Source organism: Leptospira sp. WS58.C1 (genome assembly GCF_040833995.1).
Taxonomy (GTDB): Bacteria; Spirochaetota; Leptospiria; order Leptospirales; family Leptospiraceae; genus Leptospira_B; species Leptospira_B cinconiae.
Map to the genome: position 1 here is coordinate 3,651,093 of NZ_CP162137.1, position 25,156 is coordinate 3,676,248.

At 40.7% G+C, this 25,156-nt stretch carries 20 protein-coding genes; 9 read left to right on the forward strand and 11 right to left on the reverse strand.

Going from position 1 to position 25,156, the window contains the following annotated elements:
* Positions 1-98: 98 nt before the first annotated feature.
* Entirely contained in the window at positions 99-1,592 is a 1,494-nt protein-coding gene (locus AB3N61_RS16760; RefSeq protein ID WP_367898146.1) for an HD-GYP domain-containing protein, read from the reverse strand.
* Between the two features lie 123 nt (positions 1,593-1,715).
* The gene (locus AB3N61_RS16765) at positions 1,716-2,327 is read right to left on the reverse strand and encodes an ACT domain-containing protein (protein ID WP_020769360.1); all 612 of its coding nucleotides are present in this window, start codon (positions 2,325-2,327) and stop codon (positions 1,716-1,718) included.
* Between the two features lie 278 nt (positions 2,328-2,605).
* Between AB3N61_RS16765 and AB3N61_RS16770 the strand changes: the two genes are divergently transcribed.
* Together AB3N61_RS16770 and AB3N61_RS16775 are read left to right on the forward strand one after the other, a co-directional pair.
* Positions 2,606-4,480 carry an ABC transporter ATP-binding protein gene (locus AB3N61_RS16770; RefSeq protein WP_020769191.1) on the forward strand — a complete coding sequence of 625 codons (1,875 nt, stop codon included), beginning with the start codon at positions 2,606-2,608 and terminating at the stop codon, positions 4,478-4,480.
* A 4-nt stretch (positions 4,481-4,484) separates the two neighbouring features.
* Positions 4,485-4,883 carry an SET domain-containing protein gene (locus tag AB3N61_RS16775; protein WP_020769281.1) on the forward strand — a complete coding sequence of 133 codons (399 nt, stop codon included), beginning with the start codon at positions 4,485-4,487 and terminating at the stop codon, positions 4,881-4,883.
* On the opposite strand, the gene AB3N61_RS16780 is transcribed toward AB3N61_RS16775, so the two are convergent.
* Positions 4,880-6,925 carry a sigma-54-dependent Fis family transcriptional regulator gene (locus tag AB3N61_RS16780; RefSeq protein ID WP_036089362.1) on the reverse strand — a complete coding sequence of 682 codons (2,046 nt, stop codon included), beginning with the start codon at positions 6,923-6,925 and terminating at the stop codon, positions 4,880-4,882. The genes AB3N61_RS16775 and AB3N61_RS16780 overlap by 4 nt on opposite strands.
* A 340-nt stretch (positions 6,926-7,265) precedes the next feature.
* Between AB3N61_RS16780 and AB3N61_RS16785 the strand changes: the two genes are divergently transcribed.
* Genes AB3N61_RS16785 through yihA form a run of 4 tightly spaced genes read left to right on the forward strand, consistent with a single transcriptional unit; the run spans position 7,266 to position 11,139 of the window.
* Positions 7,266-9,194 (forward strand): GAF domain-containing SpoIIE family protein phosphatase, encoded by a 1,929-nt coding sequence (locus AB3N61_RS16785; RefSeq protein WP_367898147.1) that lies wholly within the window; start codon positions 7,266-7,268, stop codon positions 9,192-9,194.
* 2 nt (positions 9,195-9,196) lie between these two features.
* Entirely contained in the window at positions 9,197-9,514 is a 318-nt protein-coding gene (locus AB3N61_RS16790; protein ID WP_020769130.1) for an ATP-binding protein, read from the forward strand.
* Between the two features lie 14 nt (positions 9,515-9,528).
* Entirely contained in the window at positions 9,529-10,449 is a 921-nt protein-coding gene (tilS, locus tag AB3N61_RS16795) for a tRNA lysidine(34) synthetase TilS (RefSeq protein ID WP_367899110.1), read from the forward strand.
* A 15-nt stretch (positions 10,450-10,464) separates the two neighbouring features.
* Entirely contained in the window at positions 10,465-11,139 is a 675-nt protein-coding gene (gene yihA, locus AB3N61_RS16800) for a ribosome biogenesis GTP-binding protein YihA/YsxC (protein ID WP_020769213.1), read from the forward strand.
* 3 nt (positions 11,140-11,142) lie between these two features.
* On the opposite strand, the gene AB3N61_RS16805 is transcribed toward yihA, so the two are convergent.
* The 3 genes from AB3N61_RS16805 to AB3N61_RS16815 all read right to left on the reverse strand — a co-directional run bounded on the left by AB3N61_RS16805 (position 11,143) and on the right by AB3N61_RS16815 (position 13,360).
* Positions 11,143-11,844 (reverse strand): hypothetical protein, encoded by a 702-nt coding sequence (locus AB3N61_RS16805; protein WP_020769143.1) that lies wholly within the window; start codon positions 11,842-11,844, stop codon positions 11,143-11,145.
* A 76-nt stretch (positions 11,845-11,920) separates the two neighbouring features.
* Positions 11,921-12,280 carry a PilZ domain-containing protein gene (locus AB3N61_RS16810; RefSeq protein WP_020769099.1) on the reverse strand — a complete coding sequence of 120 codons (360 nt, stop codon included), beginning with the start codon at positions 12,278-12,280 and terminating at the stop codon, positions 11,921-11,923.
* A 141-nt stretch (positions 12,281-12,421) separates the two neighbouring features.
* Positions 12,422-13,360 (reverse strand): MBL fold metallo-hydrolase, encoded by a 939-nt coding sequence (locus AB3N61_RS16815; RefSeq protein ID WP_020768997.1) that lies wholly within the window; start codon positions 13,358-13,360, stop codon positions 12,422-12,424.
* Positions 13,361-13,409: 49 nt separating this feature from the next.
* On the opposite strand from AB3N61_RS16815, the gene trmB reads away from it, so the two are divergent.
* Positions 13,410-14,063, forward strand: a complete 654-nt coding sequence (gene trmB, locus AB3N61_RS16820; RefSeq protein ID WP_020769337.1) for a tRNA (guanine(46)-N(7))-methyltransferase TrmB — start codon at positions 13,410-13,412, stop codon at positions 14,061-14,063.
* A gap of 2 nt (positions 14,064-14,065) precedes the next feature.
* Here trmB and AB3N61_RS16825 read toward each other — a convergent pair whose 3' ends face one another.
* The 5 genes from AB3N61_RS16825 to rsgA all read right to left on the reverse strand — a co-directional run bounded on the left by AB3N61_RS16825 (position 14,066) and on the right by rsgA (position 22,950).
* A complete protein-coding gene (locus AB3N61_RS16825) occupies positions 14,066-17,638 on the reverse strand; it encodes a tetratricopeptide repeat protein (protein WP_367898148.1) in 3,573 nt (1,190 codons plus the stop codon).
* A complete protein-coding gene (locus AB3N61_RS16830) occupies positions 17,638-19,257 on the reverse strand; it encodes an LIC10124 family lipoprotein (RefSeq protein ID WP_367898149.1) in 1,620 nt (539 codons plus the stop codon). Before AB3N61_RS16830 ends, AB3N61_RS16825 begins: the two co-directional genes overlap by 1 nt.
* Before the next feature lie 293 nt (positions 19,258-19,550).
* Positions 19,551-20,480: a FecR domain-containing protein gene (locus AB3N61_RS16835; RefSeq protein ID WP_020769161.1), complete on the reverse strand. Its 930-nt coding sequence runs from the start codon at positions 20,478-20,480 to the stop codon at positions 19,551-19,553.
* 204 nt (positions 20,481-20,684) lie between these two features.
* Entirely contained in the window at positions 20,685-21,998 is a 1,314-nt protein-coding gene (locus AB3N61_RS16840; protein WP_367898150.1) for a hypothetical protein, read from the reverse strand.
* On the reverse strand, positions 21,982-22,950 hold the full coding sequence (gene rsgA / locus AB3N61_RS16845; protein WP_020769307.1) for a ribosome small subunit-dependent GTPase A: 969 nt from the start codon (positions 22,948-22,950) through the stop codon (positions 21,982-21,984). The genes AB3N61_RS16840 and rsgA overlap by 17 nt, the downstream gene beginning before the upstream one ends.
* Positions 22,951-22,977: 27 nt before the next feature.
* On the opposite strand from rsgA, the gene AB3N61_RS16850 reads away from it, so the two are divergent.
* On the forward strand, positions 22,978-24,792 hold the full coding sequence (locus AB3N61_RS16850) for an ATP-binding protein (RefSeq protein WP_367898151.1): 1,815 nt from the start codon (positions 22,978-22,980) through the stop codon (positions 24,790-24,792).
* Complete coding sequence (locus AB3N61_RS16855) at positions 24,789-25,142, forward strand: MGMT family protein (protein ID WP_367898152.1); 354 nt, start codon at positions 24,789-24,791, stop codon at positions 25,140-25,142. The genes AB3N61_RS16850 and AB3N61_RS16855 overlap by 4 nt, the downstream gene beginning before the upstream one ends.
* Positions 25,143-25,156: the final 14 nt, after the last annotated feature.

Consider the following 25,156-nt stretch of genomic DNA (forward strand, 5'->3'; position numbering starts at 1 on the left):
ATGTACATAACGTTTAAGTAAGATATCTGTTTAGTAACAAAGAAATGATCAAGCCTTAGTTGTAGGCAAGAATAAATTTCCGAAATTGTGTCAATCGATCAAGAAACGGATGGTTTAGAGGCGGAATCCGGATCAGAAGAAGTCCTAGAGGGATACGTTTCCCGTACTTTACGATCTAAGGAATCGAAAAATTCGGGATCAATTTCCGGATCCACTAAATAGATGATCCTTCTCGGGTCAGCGTTGCGCTCCAGATTGAAGATCGCCCTCCTTCTATCTACACTCAAGCTACCCATTTCGAAACCCGAGATCCTGATCTTTCCGTTGTTCGCAAACTTCGGTCGGATAGTTCCAATCCTCTCGAGCATCGGACGAATGGAATTTTTATGGGATTCTTTGATAATACAGATCTCAAAGAAAACCTTACGATTCGAATCCTGGGAAGCGACAATAACGTAATCTCCCACTTTGATGAAAGGTTGATTATCGCATAAAGAAAGACCCACATGATCAAAAAAGTCTTTCAGAGTTTTTTCATTATACGCGAAAAAACTATTATTCAAGATCAGCTTCATCGCCTTGAGGCCGTCCATCGGTTGTCTCCAAGGTTGAGGGGTCGTCAATGAAGCGAATTCACCTGCAATAGATAATACTCCGATATCTTCGTAAGAGATCGCGTTAGTAAGAATGGACTTTACTTGCTTCTGAATATCGGTAGCTAAAAGATTTTTACGATAATCGTCTTTATATTTTTCTCTATAACCTTGGAGTTTTTGCACCAAAGGTTTGGTTTGGGGATAATTATTATTCATCCCTTCTCCGCGATGAGGTCTATGGTGATTTAGAACTACAGATTTAACGGGATCCTCTATCTCCGGAATATTCGCGATCATCAAATAACTGATGATGGGATGGTTTTTGATATACTCCAATTCTTCCGGTTTAAGATTCGCGTGAGTGGGGATTTTCATTTGAGTATAGCCGATGTCTGCGAGATAAGAAGCCATCATCAGATTCATCTGCTCCACTTTTTTCTGATCCATATCCGCTTTGGTAAAAACCTTTGCAGCTCTTACTTTCAAAGCCATAGCAATCACTGTCCTTTTCGTAAGAACCTCGGAATCCACGGGCATACCCGCATTTTTCATCACTTCTATGATATTGACTAGTCCGGTTTCCATATTCGGAGAGGATTTAAAATCGTCTAGTACTGCGTTTATGGATTTATTGATCTCTTTTACATGATCTCCGTTCAGCGGAAACTTTTTGATATCGGATAATAGGTCCGTTGCTCCCCGGGACATATCCAGAGTGAGTTCAGGATTGATCAATTTGTCGAAAGAAGGATCTAAGGAACTTTTTCTACCGGAACTCGGATGGATCTTGGCAATCTCAGCAGTAAGAAAATAGATCCCTTGTTTTTCGAATTTTTGGAGACGACTGATATCGTCTCCTGTGGCCATATCCTTTTTATGGATAAGGATCTGTCCGTGCTTATTATAAAAATCGACCGGTATAATCCTATTTTCTCGGAAGTGTTGGATCACTTCTTCCGTAAAATCGAATTTTTGTAAATCTCTGGCTGCGTCCATCGTTAGGCGGAAGGAACTCCTGAATTACAATATCGGCAAATTGATCCGATGAATCGAATCATTCCGATACCATATACTTCTCTTTTGTCGGTTTAGTACTTTGGACGTTTCAAATATGCTAGATCAAACTTGATTTAGGCTGCTTTGCAGAATATATCTACGAATCCGCTCTTCTATGGAACTTCCTGAGAAACCGAGCCCTGTACGAGAGTCGGTTAGTATGAATGTATCCTGAGCTTTTAAGGACTTACCGTCGGTTCTAACTTCCCCGGAAAGAATATTAATCCCGAGATCCTTCAAAACTCCGGTGACAAAGTATAATAATCCTTTTCTATCCGGAGCTTCTAAGTAGAACTTTGTAGCAGAATTGCCGGGTAAGTCTTCAAACTCCAATTGAGAATCTTGTCCTAGATAAAATGTATTTCGAATATCTATTTCACTTGAGGTTTGGATCATCTCTTCCAAAGCGTTATCATCGGAAAATACGGAAGACATTAAGATACCGAGTTTGGAGGCTTTGATTTTAGAATCCGTTTCAGAAGATCTGAGAAGAAATTCATCGTAACTAATCATCGACTCTCCTTCCTTAATCGTGCGAATATCACCGGAAAGGATCTCGAATCCCATAAAGAACATTGCCTTCACCATTTTATGAAGGGTTCCCGGGGCGGTCTCGGAAGTCTTGAGAGTGACTCTATAGACCCCGTATTCTTCTTTGTAGTTAAATTCTATCATAGTTTCCGCTTCCTACAAAGCCTGCATATTCCCTGAAAAATAACACTCAAAAACTACCGTATTTCGAGGAATGTTTTTCGAAGTCTAAATGAGTAGTAGCTTCGCTTTAAATATTCTGTCTCCTAAAATTTTTCAGCAATGAGACAGAAGTTCCAAGAAAATCCGCTGCTACCGGATATACGCCGAAAGGCCTCTCAAATATCCTGGGGAAATCGGGGAAATTTTTTTACTAACCGATACGCCCATTTCTCCCGCCGGGGATCCATGGGGATATATATATGACAAATAAACAGAAATTCACCGAAGGATTTAAATTCGGAAAAACGCAGGCGACGAATTCTAACACAAAATTAGCCGGACCTAAGATCCCGCAAGGAAGTCAGGCCGCTAGAGGGTCCTATTCTTCTTCTTTAGGGCCAAGCTTTGCAGGGAACGAACCCTCTTCCGAATCTCCTTTGCTAGTTCTGCTCGGTTTAGGCAGATATTTTAAAAAATATAAAGTACGACTTGGCATCGTTTTAGGCCTTCTTTTTACCGAAATCATCGTTTATTCTGCAATTCCTTTCTCTTTTAAGTTTTTGATCGACGAAGCTTTGATCGGGAAAAATGAAACCGTTCTCTATATCACAGGCGCTTTGTTGATCGGCGGAACAATCTTGATCACTGCCGCAGGAACAGTCCGTGATTATTTATACAATTGGGTATCCGCTCGTGCAATAAGAGACATGAGAGAAGAGTTATTCATTCATTTGCAAAGAGTGAATCTGGAGTTCTATTCAAATACTCGGCTTGGAGACGTTCTTTCTAGATTTTCCACCGATCTGACCGCTCTGGAAAACGCCGTTCTTGCGCTTATTCCTTGGGGACTCTCTCCATTACTAGAAGCGATCTTCGGAACCGCGTTATTATTCGCTTTGGATTGGAAGTTAGGTGCAATTGCTACTTTGATCTGGCCGATCACTTTCTTAGGGCCTGTATTCTTCTCCACTAGATCTACCGCAGCGAGTTACGAAAGAAAGATAGAAGAAGCCAAGGTCCTAACCGCTGTCGAAGAATCTATCTCGGCTCAAAACCTGATCCGAGTATACGACTTAGATGGAGCTTTCTGGGAAAAATTCAAAGGAAACTGTGAGAAACTATTTCATGTTTCCTTAAGACTGGGTTTGACTAATTCTTATTTGGAACGTTCCGCATCCGGCGGGATCCTTCTTTTACAAGCAGTACTTTTGATCTCAGGAGCTTGGTTTGCATTTCACGGGATGGTGAGTGTGGGAGCTTTAGCGGCATTTCTTCCTCCATTCTTGAACTTGTCCTATTCTCTACTTTATGTTTCCCAGTATTTTCCTACAATGAACCAAGCAAGCGGTTCGGCTAGAAGAATACTAGAGATCCTAAGGACGCCTACTTTCGAAACGGAAGGAGAACGTCCATTTGCACCTTCCGAACTGTACAACTCCATTAAACTAGAAGATTTACATTTCCGTTATAAAGGTAGAACTAAAAACTTGAGCGGAGTCAATCTAGAGATCAAAAAAGGATCTTATACTGTGATCCTCGGGCAAAGTGGTTCCGGAAAAAGTACAATTCTGAAATTTATATTGGGAATGATGGAGCCGAACCAGGGAAAAGTCAGCCTGGACGGTATCGCAATGGAGAAAATCCGTTTAGATGCTCTTCATTCCATGATAGGTATCGTTTTCCAAGATACTTTCTTATTCCATACGAGTATTCTGGAAAACATACGTATGGGACGCCCGGATGCGACCCCGGAAGAGGCGATCGAAGCTGCAAAACTGGCCGAGATCCATGAATTCATTTCCGCTCTTCCTGACGGATATGAAACGATCGCGGGAGATAAGGGTTCTAAACTTTCAGGCGGAGAAAAACAAAGGATCGCCTTAGCGAGAGCATTAGTGAGAAATCCTCAAATTCTTCTTTTGGACGAAGCGACTTCCGCTTTGGATCCGATCACAGAAGCGAGAATCTTGAAAACTCTCCAAAAATTGAGAGAAGGAAGAACAATCGTTTCCGTAACCCACAGACTGACCGGTCTACATGCCGCGGACCAAGTAGTAGTCTTGAAAAATGGAAGTTTGGAACCGTATCCTTCTCCGGAAAATGATTCACTTTCCGCGGCCGCTATCGGATTATAGAAATATGCTGAAAGTGCCGACTTACGTTGCCGAGTCTTCTATCGGGGGCCTTGGTGTTTTTGCAGGCAGAGATATAGAAGAAGGGGAACTCGTGTGGGAGTTCCATCCTAAAACCGTTTGGACCCTTACGGAGGAGGAAGTCCAAGCTCTTCCGCAAAGGCTCCGAAATATGATCCATACATATTCTTATTTGTTTGAAGGGCAGTGGTATTTTTGCGTGGATAATTCCCGCTTTATGAATCATAGTGATCAAGCAAACACTTTGGAAGATAAAAGCGGGGTTCAAGGAGAAAGCAACCCTCTAGGGAGGGATAGAGCCGTTCGCAAGATCCTAAAGGACGAAGAGCTGACCTGCAATTATAAACAATTCGATCAGAACTGGAAGGATAAACTTCCTTCTTAGTAATCTATCTTAAGATCTTTGATCTTCTTATCCAAGGTGTTTCTGTTGATGCCCAAAAACTTGGCAACCCTGGTCTTGGTATATTTGAATTTCTTCATGGCATACTTGATCAGTCTTGCCTCTACTTCTCCCACTACAACTTCCATTGCCCGCCCGTCTAACGCATCTAAATGAGCCGGGGAGAACTTGGAACTTGCCACTTCGGAAGAAGCTTCCGGATCCATACCAACTTCCACTTCTTCGCCTTCGTCCCCGTAAAGGATACGACCGCTGATCTCGGAGAAATCTTGTATATCCAACATTTCGGATTGAGAGAGAACCACCGCTCTTTCGATTACGTTTTCTAATTCTCGAACGTTACCGGGCCAGCTATAATTCATCAGAAGTTTATGCGCTTCCCTAGTGATCCCTTTGATCTTCTTAATATTCTCCGAAGTATACTTAGTGATGAAGTGATTGATCAAAAGAGGAATATCTTCCGGTCTTTCGCGAAGAGGAGGAGTCAACATATTAACCACATTTAAGCGATAATATAAATCAGCTCTAAACAATTTTTGAGAGATTAGATCTTCCAGGTTCGCGTTAGTCGCCGCTATGATCCTTACGTCGATCTTCTTCGGTTTAACAGAACCGACCGCTTCTATTTCTTTTTCCTGAAGAACCCTTAAAAGTTTGGACTGAAGATTCAGATCCATTTCTCCGATCTCATCCAAGAAGATGGTCCCAGTGTCGGCCATCTCGAACTTTCCTTTTTTGTCGGCGACTGCACCTGTAAAGGATCCTTTTTTATGACCGAATAATTCGGACTCCAAAAGATTCTCAGGAATGGCGGCACAATTGATCTTGATAAAAGGTTTATCACCTCTGGAAGAATTGTAATGGATCGCGGATGCGATCATCTCTTTTCCGGTCCCGGATTCCCCTGTGATCAATACCGAAGCACGAGAATCCGAAACAAGTTGGATCATCTCGAAAAGTTTTTCCATCGATTTGGATTTTCCGATCAATGAACCGAACTTGTATTTATTCTTAAGTTCTCGTTTTAATAGAATGTTCTCCCTAGAGATCTCGCGTTTTTCTTCATCGATCAGTTTTTGGATACGGATCGCTTGGTAAATTATGGATGCGACTACCTGCAGGAAGTCCAAATACGTTTTTAAATCCACGTATTTTTTATGAACAAAGAAAACGCTGACTACACCCAATACATCCGTGTCGGACTTGATAGGTGCTGCAAGAAAACTAACGTTCTCCGGGTTATTCTTAAAATGACTGGCATTCCCGAGTCTATCCAAGAATTTATCATCGCTTACGATGGATTCCACTATGACTGCTTCTCCGGATTCGTAAACTTTTCCGGTAACACCTTCTCCGGGAAGATATACACCCTTCTCCATTTCCTCTGCGGTAAGTCCGGAAGCAGCGATAAGTTTCAGGATATTCTTATCTGATTCGAAAAGAACGATGGATCCTCTTTCCAGGTTCAGAGATTTATCCAACCTATCCATCACATCGTCAAAAATTTCCTGCAGCACTAATGTAGAAGTTACGGTCCTAGAAATATCTATAAGTACCTGTTGGATCTTATTTTTTTGTTCCAACTGTCTGAAAGTCTGGAGGTTTTTAAAGATCTGGGCCGCCATATTAGCGAGAGTGGAAACGAGTTCTAGGTGTTCATCGCTGAATGCTTGTTTTCTGCTTGAATCAAGAGAGATAACTCCGATGACTTCGTCTTCCACGATCATCGGAACTGCAAGCTCCGAAAGAATATCATCCTTAATGGAAATGTAATGTGGATTCTGGGTAACGTCGTTTACGATCATCCCTTCGCCGGAAGCGGCAACGATACCGGTAATTCCTTCTCCCACACGGAGTTTAACTTTTGTCCGAACGGAAGGGTTCATCCCACGGAATGTAACAATATCCAAGACTTCGTCAACTCTGCTGATCAGCATGAGGGAACCGGAACCGACTTCACAAATTTGGATACATCTTTCCAAAATCAAATCCAGAAGGCGGTCCGGATCCAAAGTCGAATTCATAGCGGTTGCCACTTCTTGTATATGGCGGAGTGGGCTGGGTTTTACGTAACCGGACATCTGCTCAAAAAAGGTGCTGATTGATGATTTTCCGGTCAAGGAAAAAACTTAAAATCCAAGCAAGTCGCTTCGTTTCGAGGAAGGAGCGCAAATTTTGTATTAGAATAGATTTAAACCCGGCAAATCAAATGACATAATATCATGGAGATGGATGTACTTTCTAATTTTAGAAGAAGATAATCTTCCCTCTTTGGAACAAATTCATGTTATTCGGAGATTTTCTGAAAGAGGAAGATAAAAACATCTTTCCAGTCTCAAACCTTGCCCTTATCATCTTGTCCGGATGTCCTGCGTATTTTGCGGAGAATTTTATCTTCCGGAAGGAAAACTCAAAGATGGAAAGTTTCTTTGCCATTCCTGTGGAAGAGAATGGATCTTAGAAAAAAGAAAACGAAATAGGATCAAACCTCCGGAAATACATACGTTATCCAACGAGATCTTATTAGAATTCCTCTCTCTTTTTAATACTAGTCCGAATCTTGACGACCTTCTTCAAAATTTTACGAACCTAGCATTCAGAAAATTGAATCTTCCAGGCATCTCGGTAATGGTGTATGAACCTCGATTGGATCGGATCCTGGTAAAATCCTGTAAAAACAAAAAAGGCCCTGCATTAGAAAAACTTGCCTTTAGGATGGAGATAAAAAAGGGAGAACAGAACGGACCTTTAGGACAAGCGATCGAAACCTGCAAGTCGGTATATTATAGATTCGATGAACAACCCCATAAACAGATCCGACAATATGGAAGAGTGAATAAAGTTGAATCGGAACTTTCCGTTCCCATTCATCTCAAAAAAGAAGTATTAGGATTAATTAATGTAGATTACGAAAAAGACGATCCGGTCCAAGCGGAGAAGGACCGCTATTTTCTGGAATTAATCGCTAGTCAGTTTGCCACTACGTTAAAAAACAGAATTCTTTTCGAGGTATCCCAGACCCAATCCAGGAATTTTAGAAATTTACACTCAGCCGCCTTAAAACTCAGCAGTTTAGGATTCAAATACAGAACTGAAATTTTTCGGGTTATTCTTCTTTCTTTAACCGAATTTTCGGAAAGTAACCTCTACGCTCTTATAGAAAGAAAACTCGGCTCGGAAGGAAAAACAACTTCCACCGAAGGGTATATACTTACGGGAAGCCCAAGAGCGCCCGAAATTAAGTTAAATATCCAACTAAAGGGAGATTGGAGTGTATTGAAAAAACCGAACGAATCCGCTATCTTAATGGATTCCACGGATCTGAAAGAATGGAAAACTTTAGGAAGTAATGGAAAGAAAAAACATTTGGCGATCTTGCCCGTTTTACGTTCCGACAATTCGGAGATTTGGATACTTCTCGCTAAGGAAGAAGAACTCCATTGGAGTCCCGAAGAAATCGATGTCCTAAACGCATTTGCCGTCCAAGCAGGGATCTCCGTTCAAAACTTTCATTTATTCCATCAAAGAGCCGAAAAGGAAAGATTGGATAAAGAAATTGAGATCGCTAGAGACCTACAAAGATCCTTACTTCCTAGAAAAATGCCCGACCATCCTAATTACGAATTCGGTGGGATAATGGTGCCAGCGATCGGAGTAGGCGGGGATTATTACGATTTTATAACACATCCAACAAATAAAGAAACTTATGTTTGTATCGGAGACGTGAGCGGCAAAGGAGTTCCAGCCGGGATCGTGATGGCAACTGTCAGAACGGTTATCCATTCATTAGTCCGAAAGAATCCGACTCCTTGGGAAATTTTACTTACGGTAAATACCTATTTATATCAAAATTATTTTAAGGACGTTGTTTCTCCTCGTTTCATGTCCTTGACCATAATTCATTGGGACCAAAACGAGAATCGTTTTGTTTTTAGCGGCGGTGGACAGGGAAATATTTTAGTTTATCGCAAAAAGGAAAATCGTTTGGAGGAAATTCCGACGGGAGGGGTTGTTTTAGGAATTGATCCCGAAATAGACAGATTCGAGAATAGAGGAGAATTAAACTTAGAACCCGGTGATTTTTTCCTAATGTTCACGGACGGTGTGTGGGAAGCCATGAACCTTACCGAAGACTTTTTCGAAATAGAACGCTTACATGATTGTGTTTTCGAAGCCAGAAAAGAAAACCTCCCTCAACTCTTAGAAACCGTCTTAAAAAAGATAAAAAACTTTACCGGGGAAAGGGAACAGACGGATGATATTACTTTAATAGGTGTAAAACGCTTAAGGTGATAATGAACGAAACCTTAGAATCCATTTTTCAATCCGCTTGGTCCCGTTTAAAAAATTACCAGGACTTCATGAAAAGTAAACCTGCGGTAATCTCTTTTTCCGGGGGAAAGGATTCTTCCCTACTTCTTCAATTCTTTCTGTGGCTTCATAATAAAAATCTAATCTCTCATTTTCCAACCATTTACCATTTGGATCATTCTATCCGGGATAATTCGGAGCAAGAATCCGAGATCCTAAAGTATATCAGTTCCTTAACCCCAAAGCACATCTTTAAAAAAAAAACGTTCCGAAGTTTGCAAATAAGACAAAAATTAGTTTAGAAGAAGCCGGCAGAATTCTCCGATTTAGAGACCTAGAGAAAATTTCCGAAAAGATAGGCGGGTATATCACAACCGGACATCATACGGAAGATTATCTAGAAACCGTACTGCTACAACTCATCAGAGGAGGGGGGTGGAATTCGCTTCGCACATTAGGAGTTTTAGAGAATAATAGATTTCGGCCATTATTATTATTCGGAGAACAAGATCGTAAAACCGCATTGGCAAAAGCGGATTGGCCCGTATTCGAAGACGAATCCAATCATTCTTCACGTTATCTTAGGAACAGGATCCGATCCGAACTTCTTCCTGTACTTTTAAAAGAAGGCGCAGATCCGGATAAAATTTTTCATAATTTTCACGATTCCGATACACCTAGAATCGGAATTACAAACCGAAAAATAAATGAAGACGAGATTAGAACAGTTTCCAGACAAATTTTAGAAGAAGAGCCTGGCTCTATATGTAAACAAATTCTGGACTTACATATGAAAAGTCTAGGTCTTCATCCTCTGAATTCTCAGTTCCTTTCGGATCTTCTTCATAACATAGATAGGAAAGTTTCTTTTTCACTCGAAAACAAAGAAGTTTGGTTTTGGAAAAGTGTTTCGTCGGATTTGTACATCTTACCAAAAACCGCTTCATATTTGAAACCATTCAGTTATAACTCCGAATCTTTCTTTTTGAAATGGAACGGTAAGACCAAAAAGATCCCGAAAAATTGCGAACCCTCTAACGACGGAGAAGGAGAAAAAATCCTGCTTGGAGGAATCCATAGAGACGTTTCGGAAATCCTTCGGGAGAAAGAGATTCCGGTTCAGGTCAGAAAAATGCTACCCATTCTAAAACGGGAAGGGAAAACTGTATTGGTTTGCCTTCGAATGTGGGATTCCCGTTTGGATGATATTCGATCGGATGATTTCCCGCAAGACTAGAGAGTCCAGAGGTTTATGGAAGAACTCCAAGAATTAAAGCCGGACCCGTTCTTTAGAGAAGTTAGATTCGTATCTTCTTATGCGGATGCTTCTAAAGTTCCTTCCAAAGGTATTCCTCATATAGCATTTGCAGGTCGTTCCAACTCAGGAAAGTCCAGATTATTAAACGCAATCGTAGAAAGAAAATCCTTAGCAAAAGTTTCTGCAACTCCCGGTAAGACCAAATTACTGAATTTTTTCTTAGTATCTAAGTCCTTATTCCTCGTAGACACGCCCGGTTTCGGTTACTCCGCAAATTCACATAAAGATCATGAACAAATGATGGATCTTTTAATGAATTATCTGAACTCGGCCAAAGATCTAAAATGTCTGTTCTTATTATCCGATGCACAAAGAGAATTGCCCGATGAAGAGCTGGAATTGATCGGTACCTGTTTCGAAAGAGGGACCAAACCTGTTTTAATTCGTACTAAAATAGATAAACTCAATCAGTCGGAACTTTCCAAACTCAGAAAAAAAATGAAAAACATCCAAGGACTATATCCTATGTTGGAAATCGTTTTTGTTTCTCCCAAATACGGAAAAGGTCTACCGGAACTCAGAAAGATCATAGAAAATATGATGAAATCATTAATCATTCCTCCGATGGAAGAAGACGCAATCCCACAAGAGATCAATGAACAAGGCTAAAGCTTACGCGTGAGTTTCTAACAGATTACCGGCAGAACTAATAGCATCTCCATAATATACTTTTCCGGCAAATTGGAGCTGTTTTTGATTTAATTCTTGGATGGTTTTTAAGGTTTCTTCCAAAAGGGCTTTCAGTTTTTCCTGGCTTAACGCCATCTCCAATTTACGTTTTCTTTCGATCAGTTCCATATGACGACGAGCTTCGTCTTCGCTCTTTCTTTCCGGATTATCATGAGATGAAACCTGATTCTTATCCAGTCGGTTCAATTCCAGATCGATCTCACGTAATTCGGACATAAGTTCCCATTCTTTATCCGAAATCAGATCGGAATGAGAAGCAGCTTCTTTGTTTTTAGTAGAATCGGCCGAGTTATTGCTCTTCGCCCCTTCTTCATTTAAGGATGAAACATTAGGTTTCTCTTTTTCGGCCTTTTTAACTGTGGTCGCTCTGGTTTCTCCAGCTACCGCTACTAATTTTCCGTCCCTAAGTTCGTATTCGATAGATACGTCTATAGATCTGAGTTCTGCATTATCTCGAATAGCATCGTTACGAAACTCAGCAACATGTCCTAATTCATGGGAGATTACATGGAGTACAGAACTAGCCTGGGGCGCACTTTCCAGTTGCCCGTGACCAATGTACTTAACCGAATTATCTTTCGGTCTTTCCAGCATGGAAGAAGATTGTATAACTCCCAGGTTCATCCTATTATAAATGTCGGCCTGGCAAGCCTTGAGTTTAGAGCTTTGGAAAAAAATTCCAACTACTTAACAAAAAACGTTATTTGCAATACGCTATCTTATTAAGTATCTCAAGTATGCTTGAGTCGCAAAGATCGTGAAATACTATCGCATATCTTTGCCCAACGTCCGTAACGGTTTTACGAATGACCTCTCCCGGTATCTCGCAGGAAAACATTGGCGACATAATCGTGATTTTTTTGCCTGGGCTCCAATCCTCATCCGAAAGAATAGACGCTCCAATCATCGATATATCTATCAGAATACCTTCGCTCCAATTTCCTCCCTCAAAAAGTTTAACCCGACTGTCTTTACGGAACCTTGTATAAAATCTTTGATCCGTCAGCGAATCGGGTACTACCTTTTTAGAAGGATCCATCCCGATCTCTAGTTCTTGCATAGCCGGGAGAGCATACAGTACTTGGAAAAAATTTAAAAGAAGATTTCTTTTGAACTTAAGATTCTTTTAAAAAAATGAATTTAGAAGTGAGAAGGACCGTTAAAAATAGATCTAAACATCTATTCTTATGCTAACTTCCTTCTACAAATTAAAGATATCCGATTCTCTAGCTAATACGATCTCTGAAAGCGCAGTGGATTGTTTTTCTTGATTGAACATTCGTATGATTTCTTCGTCCGGATGATCTGGTTCATGATGAGTTAGCACCAGTTTATTTACACCCAGGACTTCCCCGCAACGCACCGCTAATCTACCGGATGTATGCCCCCAACCGATTTTACGATCCGCTTCTTCGGAACTGTATTGTGCATCTATGATCAGCATGTCAGGACTTCCGAATTTCGCGCGTAATTGTTCGAATTCGGAAAGATCCTCTTCTCTCACTTCCACATCGGTACAAAATAGGAAACTTTTTCCATTTTCTTCGATATGATAGCCCGTACAATTGCCCGGATGTTTTAAAAGGAAAGGAGTTACTTTAAAATCGCCGATCTGGACGGTCTTCTGTCTTTGGAGAAGGGTGAATGTTTTCTTGGACATCATCTCATCCAATGTGATCGGGAAGTTTTCCGGATTTTGCTGACGATCGAATCTTTCTTTCAGATTGCTAATGGTGGAATAAAAATCGATTTGAACGTTTGGAACGTATCCAGGTTTAAAAAAAGGCCACCCTTGTATATGATCCCAATGAGTATGTGTCACTAAAATTTTGATAGTACCGCCTTGAGCTATGCCGTCTTTTAGAAGATCGTTACCAAGTTCTCTCATTCCGGAACCGCAATCTATAATTAACTTCTGACCGCTTGTGGATTCCACAAATACACAAGTAGTGTTTCCTCCTACAGGACGTAATAGTTCAGGGCTTAAAGTTTGTAAAAATGTAGGAACGGAAAAACTTCCATTCTTAAGTTTGAACTCCCTATGAGCGGACTCTAGGATCTTTTCTAATTTTTCTCTATATTCCGAACCGGAAAGCGGAGTAGGAAGTGATCCTCTTACTCCGTATAATTTTATTTTCACTGTATTAAATTAGACAACTAAGAGATTTGGTATTTGCAGGCATTCGGCGATGACATCGAATTTTCGTGAAAAACAATGGAAGATCGCGACTAGAATCCCGTTTACCTCTGATTATTTCTTAAAAATAAACCCCGGAAGTAAATTAAAAAAAAACGATTTGTTTTCCGAAGAATTCGGGACATATTACCTAGAGTTAGGTTCCGGTTGGGGAGAAGTTGCCGTATCCTTAGCGAAAGATAATCCAAATACCGGTTTTGTTCTTATGGAAAAAAAGCCGGACCGTCTGCGCAAAACGATCCGCGACTTGAAAGAATACGATATAAAGAACGTTAAACTTCTTTCAGTTAACTTCAATTGGTTTTTAGAAGAAATTTTCGAACCAGGCATCTTCGACGAAATACTTCTCAACTTTCCCGACCCTTGGCCTAAGCGTAGACACCATAAACATAGGACATTGAATCCCAGATTTTTAGATACTGTTCATACTCTTTTGAAAAATGGCGGCAGATTCCATTTTGCAACCGATTACGGCCCTTATGCACGCAAAGGAATTCGCCTTTTTAGGAATGATCCGAGATATAAACCCGTCAATACAGAGTTTTCTCTCCAAAGAGCAAACTTCCCAATCTCCCATTTTGAGCGGGAAAAACGGGAGGCTGGCTCCCGAATTTATTATTTGGATCGGATCAAAGTAAACAATTGATCTTAGTGATACAATAAGGAGTAAACATTGTCCGAATCTTGGACTAGTTTGTAAGTCCAGACTGTTTCTCCCTTTTCATCATATCTAATTGCCGTATTATCTTTATATAATACGATCACATCTTTCTTTTTCCCCGGCAAAAGGCCTTCTACTTCTTTGTCCGAAATTTTGATCTCTTTCAGACCGGAAGAATCCGCATCCACACGATAGATCTTATCGTTACCGGCAAACCAGAGAGAATTTCCTCTCACGCTGAACAGATTTGCAGATTTGTCAGAAATTTCCGTCTTAGTCGCTTTTCCTTTTCCGGAAATATAAACGATCTCCTTATCCGTACGGAAGAATGTGCCGTCCTCCGTGGCACCAAGCAATCTTGGATTCGTAGTTCCGGTCCAAGCAGAGTCCACATCCTTACTTAATTTTGCATCCGTATATAGGATCTTGTCTTCTTTCGAAGATGATTGCACCAAGAACACTTGTCCCTTTTTAGAAGCGGACCAAGTTTTAGAATCCAATGGAATGGATTTATTCTCTTCGAACGTATCCGAGTAACTGGTTAATGTCCTTTTTGCCGAGTTTTCGGTTTCCACTAAAATTCTATCACCGGAAACCATTGCTTTTTTGAACATTCCAGACAGATTAATCGTTTGAAAAAGAGAGCCCGAATTTTGGTCTCTGACTTCTAGAGTTCGATCCGTAAATGCGTATACTCTGCGATCCGCAAGAACATTACGGAAAGGTTTATTACTTGTGATCCTCCAAAGACGGATCGCTCTATTTTTATCTAAAGCTTCTATGGAAGTTCCGTAATTCATCAATAATAGATCGTTGACGATCACTGGAACTCCGATCAAAGATCCACGATTCGGAAATGGCTGTAATATCACAGGAGTATCCGAATCGGATAGGACCAATCTTTCGGCTTGGCTAGAATAGGGAGAATTCGGGAATTTTTCCGCGAGTTCTCTTCCTAATTGTATCACCAGTTTTTTATATTCCGGATTTGCAGGATTTTTGATCTTTAATTCTGAAAGGATCCTGATACGGGCATGCAAGAACTTCTCGTCTCGTTCGAGTTCAAGAGCCTTTACTATCTCGGCGTCCGCAGCTTCCAAATCTCCTTTCTTAAAATAGATATAAGAAAGTTGGAAATGTGCATCCGGGAAGTCAGGATTCTTCTTTATGATTTCCTTAAATATTTCAACGGATTGTTCCAGAAGATTATCGTTAAAAAGGACGATCCCAATATTGTAAGGCGCCAATTCATTCTCAGAATCCGCCTTCATAGCGCTTTCGAATTCCTCTTTCGCTTCTTTACTTTTATTCTGATTATAATAAGCGATCCCTTTGCCGATCCTAGAAGGGGTAAACTCAGGATTTAATAACCAGGAGCGATTGAATGACTCGATTGCTGTGTCGAATTTTTTCTTTTGGAGGGCGATAATGCCTAATTGATAATGGCTATAGTAAGAATCCTGTTTTTTTTCCAGAATCTTTTGAAACCCTTTCTCCGCGTTTTCGACTTCCCCTTTTCTTAGTAAAAAAGCGTAGATAGCTTCTTGGGCAGCTAGATTTTTAGATCCCTCCGGAGAGTTTTCTAGAAGAGAAATCCCTTTCTCTTCCATTCCCATTGCAAGATAACATTCAGCTACCTTAATATACAAGGTTAACTTTTTTGTTTTATCGTAAGCGGATTGGTAAAGTGGGATCGCTTTTTCATAGGATTTATTGTCGAAAAGTCGATTGGCCTTTTGTATAGCAGGAACTACTTCGGAAAACTTTCGATTCTGATCTATGGTTTGTTTTGCTTCCGCAATCTCAGGTAGATCTTTGGTTAATTTTTCTGCTTTTGCCAACCAAGAACTTGCCGAATCATAGTTTGCTTTTTCATTTTCTTCTAAAGCGATCTTATAATAAAGAAATGCCAAACGGAATTGGATGGATTCGTTGTCCGGGTACTTCTTCATTAAACTTTTATAAGTACTTTCCGCCTTATCGAATTCTTTTTTGTCTTCGTAAGTTCTCGCTAATACTATCCCCGATAGAGGATCATTCCCCGTGATCGCTTCCAATTCTTTAGTGTACTGAGCGACTTTAGATTGATTTTTTTGAGCTGCATAAAGGCGGATTAAACCTTGGAGTGCAGGAAGATTCCCTTTTTGGAGACTCAAAGCTTTTAAATAATTTTGTTCTGAAAGTTTTGTATCTCCGCTGATCTGATACAAACGACCATAGGCCGTATAAACTCCCGGGTCTTCCTGATCTTTAGCTTTTGCACGATCGAAATATGTTTTTGCGGATTTAGTATCCCCTTTACGAAGACGTAAATCTCCTTCATGGATCAACTCGGAAGATTCCAAGAAGGCGGCGACCTTCTTTGTCTCTTCGTCGGACTTTAAACTTTCTAATTCATTTTTTGCCGTTTTATATCTATGCTCGGAAGCAAGAAGGTACACAAGATTCAAAACAGGTTCCTTATAGTTCGGATCCAATTCACGGGCCTTGCTGAAGGAAACCATCGCTTTAGCATTTTCGCCTAAAGACTTTTGGTTTAAACCGATTTGGTTATAGATAGTTGCGTTTTTCGGGAAGAATGGAATGGCTTTTTCTAAAACGGAAATCGCTTTCGGATTATTCCCAGACTTGCTGTAAGCCGAAGCAAGACCGGAATAAGCTTCCAAATAGTCCGCTTTTAATTTTAGAGAAGTTTCGAAAGCTTTAATTGCTCCGTCCGTATCATTCGAAAGTATTTTAGCATTTCCTAAAAAAACAAACGGAGAAGGATTTTTCGGATCCAATTGGGTAGCGGACGTAAAATATTGGACCGCTTCCCTGTAACTTTTTACTTTTAAAGCGGCATTTCCTTTTTCTAATAGACCGGCCACCTTAGTTGCCGAAGCGGATTGTTTTGCGGAAGCCAGATCCGGATCCGCGTTTCTTGCCTTTTCAAAATAAGCCTCTGCCGCTTCGTAATCTTTCACCTGAACGGCAGTATCTCCCAGTTGCATGTACAACTGGGCCTTAAATTTGAACTTATCTTCCGGAATCGATTTTAGAGCGGAATATGCCTCGTCGTATTTTCCAATCGTTTTTAATAGTACTGCCTTTTTGAATGTATAAGCGCTTCCATCTACCTTAGGAAGTTTTTCTAATTTGGAATAAACTTCTAAAGCGTCTTTATTGGCTCCTTGAGAAGTGTATAAAATCCCGAGAGTTAATAGGATTTGTTCATTCTCCGGATCTAGCTCGGTTCCTTTCTTTAAAGAATTTAAAGAATCTTCGGTTTTACCCAAGCGGTACTCGGAGGATCCGATTAAATAATAACCTTCAGCGGTAGGATATGCTTTTACGGCTTCTCTTCCTTTTGAAAGAGATACTTCGAACTTTCCCTTCTGGAAAGCTGAGTTTCCCTCGTTAATCAATCTAGACGCTTGTTTTAATTTTTGAGCCGCAATAATGTCCTTTTCCTGGATAGCATCTTGAGAATTCGATTTTCTGAAATCTTTCGAAGCACAATGGACCGCAAAAACGGAAACGATAGAGAATATTAAAAAACGTGAAAGTATACGATTCATCACTTGTATCCCTTATAGAGAATCTTCAGATCTTTGATGGGAGTTTTTTCCCTAAACTCCTCTCCTCTGGTCAAAATGGAAACGGTCCAGAGTCCTCCCGCGGGTAGATCACCCTGCCAAACCACATCCCTTCCTAAGTATAGGGACAGTTTTTTGTTTTTTATATCCGTTTTGAATGAGAATGGACGACCAATATCCTTGTCCACATCCAGATATTGATAAGTACTGAGTGTTTTTCCATCGGAAGGAAATTGAAAGACGGAAACTTTCTCTTTTCCAGCGACAACTCCAAGAGAAAGTCCGTTCAAGTGGAACGTCACAGCCACAGAGCCGTCTCCATGATCTACTGGAAGTAAGAAGTAACCTTCAATCTCCAATTCTTCCGGAATGAACGGAAGGGAATACACACCATTCCAACCATTGGGCAAGTTTTTCTTCTTTGCGAATTCTAGACCATTCGGCCCGAAAGGAGAAAATCCAAATTCGCCGGATGGTTTCCAGAATTCTAACTCGGACAATAAATTGTACCCGAAATAGGGAAGCGCTAATTCCACCAGACGGTCCGGTTTTACATCCAAGATCCCTTCGTAATATACATAAGCCCCGTCCGCACTTTCTTTTAGGAGCTCCAACTGGTAAGCTCCAGGAGTTAGACTACTACGATAAAATGGTGTTTCTCCCTGCTTGTAGCCGTCCAGGGAAACGGAAAGCCCGCTAGGAACCGTGACTACTTTAGCGGATCCTAATGTACGATCTTCTTCCCATTCTTGAAAAAGGAAACTTTTTTTGCCCGCTCTAACTTGAATGGTCTTAGTGATCGGCTTTTTCCCCTTTAGGACTACTTGAATGTCCTGGATCCCCTCTTGGATAGGGACCTCAGTCAATGGAGTATTTCCTAACGACTTGCCCTTCCAAAGTATCTCCGTATCTCCGGAAGAAGCTCTCACGGTTAAGGTTCCCTTAACGGAAGAATTTACGATTTCTTTAATTCTTGTTAAGTCCGGTTTTCTATCCCAAACCGGAACGGTAGTTTGTTTGGATTCTAACGAAATTACTCTATCGGACGATTTCCAGAAGATCGCCTGGGTCCAAGCTCCAACTTCCTCCGTTGAAACAGGACGTTTGAATGAAAGTTCAAAATCCCCATAGGAACTTGTGTCCACGGAATCTTTTAATTCGAATTTGAAAGTCCAACCTGTTTCGGATTCACTTATCGAACCTAAAACCAAAACGTCCACATCCTTGGATCTCAACTCTTTTGCTAACCCAGTCTTATCTTTCCAAACATCCGAAGAAATTTTAGCGTTCGAAAATTTGATATCCTTCCAGATCAAACTTATCTCTTGTTCGAAATAAGAGGCTAATTTTTTATCCACTGATTTAGGATATTCGATAGGAGAGAAAGCCAAGATCGGGATCTCATGTCCCGTTTTACGAACCCTATGATCCGTATCGGATTCCCGAAAAATGAACACGCTCTCTGAATCGCCTATCGCCTTGTAATATGGTTCTTGTATCAGCTTAGAAGGTTCGTTCAGCTTCTGTACCGAGGAGCAAGTAAGCCCAAGGCTCGTAATAAGAGAGAATATAATAAGATTACGAAATGAATTGTTCCCCATCCCGTAAAAAAATTTCTCAGGGACTGATTTAGCAAATCTTTTCCTAGTTCCGGAAAAAATGAGGGCATTTTTAGAAAGAATTTTCCGACCTTGGTTGGCCCGCAGGTGAATTACAAAATTACGACATCTTTATAAAGTATCCGCGTAATTCCGAAAGATCCCGGATCTTGAAACTCGTTATCAGGTTTCTATCGACGACCTTTGTTTTTGGAGGGATTTATAGGAAGAGAAACCCCGCTGAATAGCGGGGTTCGGTAGAATTTTTGAAAAGCGGAAAAGAAGAAGAAACTAAATTAGAAAGTTTCTTTTGCGTTGAGTTTCAACTTTTCCTTCTGAACGTCTTGTTGTACGTATTTTGTTTCGTTTAATTGCTGAGCGGTTCTGGCTACTTCGTCCGCATTGGCTCTGGTAGCTTCACGTTTTTGCAACTGGGTACGAACTTCTTCCACAGTGGAAGCCTGGCTTAATATACGAAGTTCTTCACTGGACGCTTTCAACTCATCCACCAGGTTATTGTATTCGAGAACGTCGTTTTTCTTGAGAACGATTAATCCTTTCAGTTCTTTAACGGACTCAGGTCTCAAAGAAAGGATCAATTTTTCGGTCAACTTTTGGTTCTTTTTCAGGGTAATCTCCCTGTTTCTCTCCAGGATGACTTCCGATTCTTCTCCAACCTTAGATACTGCGACCGAACCTTCTAAAACCGCGAATTTAACATCACAATGTTCTTCTGCGCAGTTCACTTTTTTGCCTGTTGGATTTTCAACAGAAGTTAAGAAGGTAGTTCCACGAACTCCCGCGAGAGCGGTAGGAGTCACTACACTGAAATCGGAGGTCTTGTTCTCTTTACGAACTAGGGTTACGATCCTTCCGTAGTTCAGATTGACCTTAACGTTAGTTCCTTCGTCTCCCACTAGAGCTGCGATAGAAACTTCACTCTCTTTGGAAACCTTGATGATACCGCTTTCGGCAACCATGATCTCTACGGATCCGTTCTTACCGGTTAGAATCGTATCAGCAGCAGTTACTGTCTGACCGAATTCGGCTTTTTTTTCACCTTCGGCGGACTGGACTTTTACATCTCCATTCAACCAAACGATCTTAGCAGCAGAAGACACCGCTTCCGATTTTACTTGGCCACTGCTTGTTTTAGGACTACAAGCGATCAGATAACCGATTGCTAGTAGAGTCATTAGAATTAGGGTGTTTTTACTTTTTAACATATATTCTCCCCCGCTTTTTAAGCTTAAGAATCCTCTAGATATAACAAACTAACAAGGACTTTTTACCAATACTTCTGTTTAAACCATTTTACAAAAAGCAAAAGATTTGCCTTGGAAAAAAATTTCCAAAGAATGCCCCTTTGGCAGTTTAGGTTTGAAAGCCTGAAAAATAACCCTTAAGGGTTATTTATTTACGAACGAATTCTATTTTTTCTCAGCTTTTTTAGGCTCTATTTCGGGTAAAGAATCCAGTTCTTCTTCCAGTTTGCATTTCGGATAATGATCCGCGTTCAGACTGGAACCCACCCAACCGAAAGCCTCTTGAGATGAGATAACGTGAATATCCCAACCTTGCACTATATTCGGGCAATCCCAGACTTTATTCTTACATAACACTTGGCTTGCCTTAGGTTTTGGGTATGCCCAAGCGGCCGGTGGATGAAGACATTGCATCTCCACTTCCGCCAACTTACGCATACGCTTTACGTTTTCTTCAAATTGTTTGAATAAATTTACCAAAGGATTGGCAAGCACTTCATTGAAGTAACCCCTAGAAGTGTTATATGCCAAGAAGTAGACCAATTCTTCCATTACATATTCTTTATCATGAGTAAAGGAACTAACAGTATGGATATACCGAGCGATCTTTAAGGAATCCGTGAGAAGTTCTCGTAGCACATCTTCCGATTTATCGGGTAGCCCTGCGTCTTCATCGTCGTCAGGAGTAGAATCACTTTCCCCATCATCGACCATCAACTCGGAAAAAAACGTTTCATCCGGATTTTCCCGATCCGATTTTTTAGGACCTGCTGTGACTACTTCCACATTATCCTGTAATCCGAGTGGAACGTGGTTCGAAGCGGCAGAACATACGAATTCAGGGAGGTCCAACTTTTGCATGAAGTTAGCGCATTGTTTTGCGATCCTAGTTTTTTCGGTATCATCCGGAAAAGGCCGATTCCAATGATCCCCGGATACTCTAGCGATATCCATAAAGATCCCACCAAGAAAAGAATACCTACGTAACATTTTATATTTGAGGGCATCCGGAATGAGAACGATCCCCAAAGCAAGTAAACCTAGTTCGCAGATATGTTTGAAAAATGGAGGATTTGATTCGTATACCTTAAAAAGTGCAAGTAAATGTTTCTTATTATTGATCCCGTTACGAATAATTCCCTTATAGTTGAATTTATTCTCTTCGTACATGAACTTTAAGAATTTCTTATCCGTTTGCTTGAGTTGCTGGACAATCTTTTCAGCCAACTTGTCCTGTATCTGACCGGTTAATTCTTTGGTTAATTTTATTTTAAATTCGGGATTGTACTGACCCTTAATTTCTTTCAGTCTGGTAAGAGCAGATTCTTTTACCTGGACTTCTTCTTTTACAAGAATGTTACCGCTATTGTCTTCGATCGCATTTAGGAAACGTAACATATTTCCGGCATCGTAAATACGTACGAAATTTAAAACCTCTTCGATCGAGTTGTATTCTACCGATTTAGGATTTACTTTCATTCTTTAGGTGATCTCTACGTGTGATTCTAAACGGGTTTTCCAAGCTTGCAAGCATAGATTCCAGGCTCTTTTTTCTTTCCGTACTTATATCGGTCGCTTCTCCGATAGAAAACAACATTTTGCATCCCGGGCCCGCGTCACAACAATCGGAAATGTCACATTCTTCTTTATACTTTCTCAATTCCGGGTAACTTTCTAGGATTTCACCTTTCGACAAATGTAAGATCCCCCATTCTTTGATGCCCGGAGAATCGATTAAAACGATATTATCTTCCAGGACTAAAAAGTTCGAGTTTGTCGTCGTATGTTTACCCTTCTTAGTGGAAAAACTGACCTGCGAGGTTTTTTGCAATTCCCTATCCGATAAGACGTTTACTAAGCTAGATTTTCCGACTCCGGAATTTCCGACTAAGTAGGTGGTTTTGGAAGAAAACTTGGAGTACAGTTCTTCTAGACCCTGGCCGGTCTGACAAGAAACCATAATCACCTCATAACCTAGATCTTTATAAACGGAAGAACGTTTAATGGCCGTTTCTCGATCCACTAGGTCCAATTTTGTGAATACAATTAGGGGAGGTACCTGGGAGAGATACGCGGCCGCCAAACAACGATCTAAAAATCCGTCTTTGGTTTCCGGATCTTTTAAAGAGGCAAGAACCGCGATTTGATCCACGTTTGCACAGAGAACTTGTGCATCCCCCTCTTTACTCTTACGCAAAAGTTCGTTTTTGCGGGCTAATCTCTCTTCGATGGCCCATTCTCCGCCTGATTCCATCGCGTAAACCCTGTCGCCTACTACAAAGGGATGTCTTTCTTTTGAGGAGATATTTCTGAGTCTCCCTCGAAGTACAGCTCTTACCCTTCCTCTTTCCGGAGAATATAAATCATAGAAGGCTCCGAAGACCCTCGCTATCGTAAAAAACTCCTTTACTGGATTCGTGGAAGTAGACATTCTTAAGCCTAATTTTACAGGCACGCGATGAAAATCATACGCAAATTCGGACCGATATTCGGTCTTGTTTTAGCCGCATTCCTTCTGCAATCGGCGCTAATATTCGGTTTGGATTTCAGATCCTTGGATCCTGATCGTACTATCGTGCTTCTCATCAGTTTGCCTTTTACCACTTTGGCTGCCGTTTTCGTTTGGATCTGGTTCAATGAATTCGGACCTTCATGGAACTTATCATCTGCTCTTTCCAAACTGACAGACCACGAATATGTAAAATACCTTTCTTCGTTAGATAAATTCAAAAGTGATCTGATTGCAACCAACATCACGGAAAGTGTATGCGATAAAATCCTAAAATTTCTCCCAAGTATCATCAGCACAAGTCGGGCGAAAATTTATTTATGGAGAGAGGATCTTGGAAAATTTTCCCCGTATCCAAGGGATTCCGGAGAAGATCATTTTTACATTTTCGATCCCTTCCTATTATGGATCACTGAACACGATAAAATTTTTTATTCGGAAGAATTTATCGATAACGTAAAACTACAACAAATCAAGGAACATGCACTTTCTTTCACAGCAAAAACAAAGGCCGATCTTCTTGTTCCTTTTATCTTAAACAAAAGCCTTTTAGGCATGTTGGTTTTAGGTCCTAAAAACGATGGAAGAAAGTACACCGCTTCCGAGCTGGAAAAACTGAATGAAATGCGTTCCGTTTCGGTAATGTCGCTTTCCAATTCCATTTTTTACGAAAGACTAATAGAATTAACGGAAACCCTTGAAGAAAAAGTAAGACATAGAACGCAAGAACTGGAGAACGCCCAATCTCAACTGATCATGTCCGAAAAGATGGCTTCTCTAGGAACTATGGTTGCAGGGATCGCACACGAGATCAATACTCCGGCAGGGGTTATTAACGGTTCCGCGGATAATTTAGAATCGAATATGAATTATATCGTAAAGAACGTATTCGAAATAGTCAGATTCGCAAGAAATAAGAAGTTAAGAAAATCGTTCGAAGTCGCCCTTCTTCATATCTTAAGAGACCGGAAAAAAAGTCAGGCAATGGAATCCAAAGACAAATTCCGGATCAAAAGAGAATTGAAAGAAGAAATGATCGAAATGGGGGTAGAAGTTTCCCTAGCGGGGGAAGTTGCTTCTTTCATCATCGAAAACGATATCATGGAGGTGAGAAAGTACATCTTGGAAATTCTGGCCCAAGGAGCCAAACCCGGATATGAAATGCTTAAACACGCATCCAATACGAGCCGCAATATTAAGAATATTAAATATTCTATAAAAAATATAGTTAGGATCGTAAAAGCGTTAAAATATTATTCTCACCTGGACCAAAGCAAATCTTTCACAAGCGCCGACCTGATAGAAGGTATCGAAAATACTTTGGTGATCATGAACAACCAACTTAAGTACGGTGTGGAAGTGAAAAAGAACTTCTCCACTATTCCGAAAGTTGTATGTAATCCGGATGAATTGAACCAAGTCTGGACCAATCTTATACAAAATGCAAACCAAGCAATCCGGGGACAAGGCACGATCGAATTATCTGCGTATTCTTCAGGCGACACAGTAACGATAGAAGTGCAAGACGACGGCCCTGGGATTGATCCTTCCATCAAAGACAGGATCTGGGATCCATTCTTCACTACAAAAGATCAGGGAGAAGGTTCCGGACTCGGTTTAGGCATAGTAAAAGGGATCGTGGAAAAACACAAAGGAAAGATCACTGTGGAATCCATGCCTGGAAAAACGGTCTTCAAAGTAGAATTGCCGCTTAGACCTCCCCAACCGAATGCGGAAACAAATTTAGAAAAACCCGCAGTATGAGTGCAAAACCTAAAAAGAAAAGAATAGAACTAAAAGCGGAGAATTTTTACGAACTAGTTTATAAAATCGTAAAGAAAGTCCCGAAAGGAAAAGTCACCAGCTACGGCAGGATCGCTATTCTGATCGGCAAACCTAGAGCCGCCAGAGCAGTTGGTTACGCCTTAAACGCTTTGAAAAAGGGTCAAGAACAGAAAGTTCCTTGGCAAAGAGTCATCAATAGTATGGGAAAAATTTCCCATAGAGGTGATACACCTAGAGCCATCCTTCAAAAAAAACTTTTAGAATCCGAAGGTATCAAATTTTCTAGAGAAGAGGTCGTGGATTGGAAACGATTCGGCTGGCCTGAATAATTTATCGTAAGGTC

Coding starts and splice junctions, on each gene's coding strand:
- AB3N61_RS16835 (WP_020769161.1), bottom strand. CDS start 20,480: ATGTTAAAAAGTAAAAACACCCTAATTCTAATGACTCTACTAGCAATC.
- AB3N61_RS16785 (WP_367898147.1), top strand. CDS start 7,266: ATGTCCTGCGTATTTTGCGGAGAATTTTATCTTCCGGAAGGAAAACTC.
- AB3N61_RS16770 (WP_020769191.1), top strand. CDS start 2,606: ATGACAAATAAACAGAAATTCACCGAAGGATTTAAATTCGGAAAAACG.
- AB3N61_RS16780 (WP_036089362.1), bottom strand. CDS start 6,925: ATGAATTCGACTTTGGATCCGGACCGCCTTCTGGATTTGATTTTGGAA.
- AB3N61_RS16775 (WP_020769281.1), top strand. CDS start 4,485: ATGCTGAAAGTGCCGACTTACGTTGCCGAGTCTTCTATCGGGGGCCTT.
- rsgA (WP_020769307.1), bottom strand. CDS start 22,950: ATGTCTACTTCCACGAATCCAGTAAAGGAGTTTTTTACGATAGCGAGG.
- AB3N61_RS16825 (WP_367898148.1), bottom strand. CDS start 17,638: ATGAATCGTATACTTTCACGTTTTTTAATATTCTCTATCGTTTCCGTT.
- AB3N61_RS16765 (WP_020769360.1), bottom strand. CDS start 2,327: ATGATAGAATTTAACTACAAAGAAGAATACGGGGTCTATAGAGTCACT.
- AB3N61_RS16840 (WP_367898150.1), bottom strand. CDS start 21,998: ATGAAAGTAAATCCTAAATCGGTAGAATACAACTCGATCGAAGAGGTT.
- AB3N61_RS16810 (WP_020769099.1), bottom strand. CDS start 12,280: ATGCAAGAACTAGAGATCGGGATGGATCCTTCTAAAAAGGTAGTACCC.
- yihA (WP_020769213.1), top strand. CDS start 10,465: ATGGAAGAACTCCAAGAATTAAAGCCGGACCCGTTCTTTAGAGAAGTT.
- AB3N61_RS16850 (WP_367898151.1), top strand. CDS start 22,978: ATGAAAATCATACGCAAATTCGGACCGATATTCGGTCTTGTTTTAGCC.
- AB3N61_RS16805 (WP_020769143.1), bottom strand. CDS start 11,844: ATGAACCTGGGAGTTATACAATCTTCTTCCATGCTGGAAAGACCGAAA.
- AB3N61_RS16830 (WP_367898149.1), bottom strand. CDS start 19,257: ATGGGGAACAATTCATTTCGTAATCTTATTATATTCTCTCTTATTACG.
- AB3N61_RS16760 (WP_367898146.1), bottom strand. CDS start 1,592: ATGGACGCAGCCAGAGATTTACAAAAATTCGATTTTACGGAAGAAGTG.
- trmB (WP_020769337.1), top strand. CDS start 13,410: ATGACATCGAATTTTCGTGAAAAACAATGGAAGATCGCGACTAGAATC.
- AB3N61_RS16855 (WP_367898152.1), top strand. CDS start 24,789: ATGAGTGCAAAACCTAAAAAGAAAAGAATAGAACTAAAAGCGGAGAAT.
- AB3N61_RS16790 (WP_020769130.1), top strand. CDS start 9,197: ATGAACGAAACCTTAGAATCCATTTTTCAATCCGCTTGGTCCCGTTTA.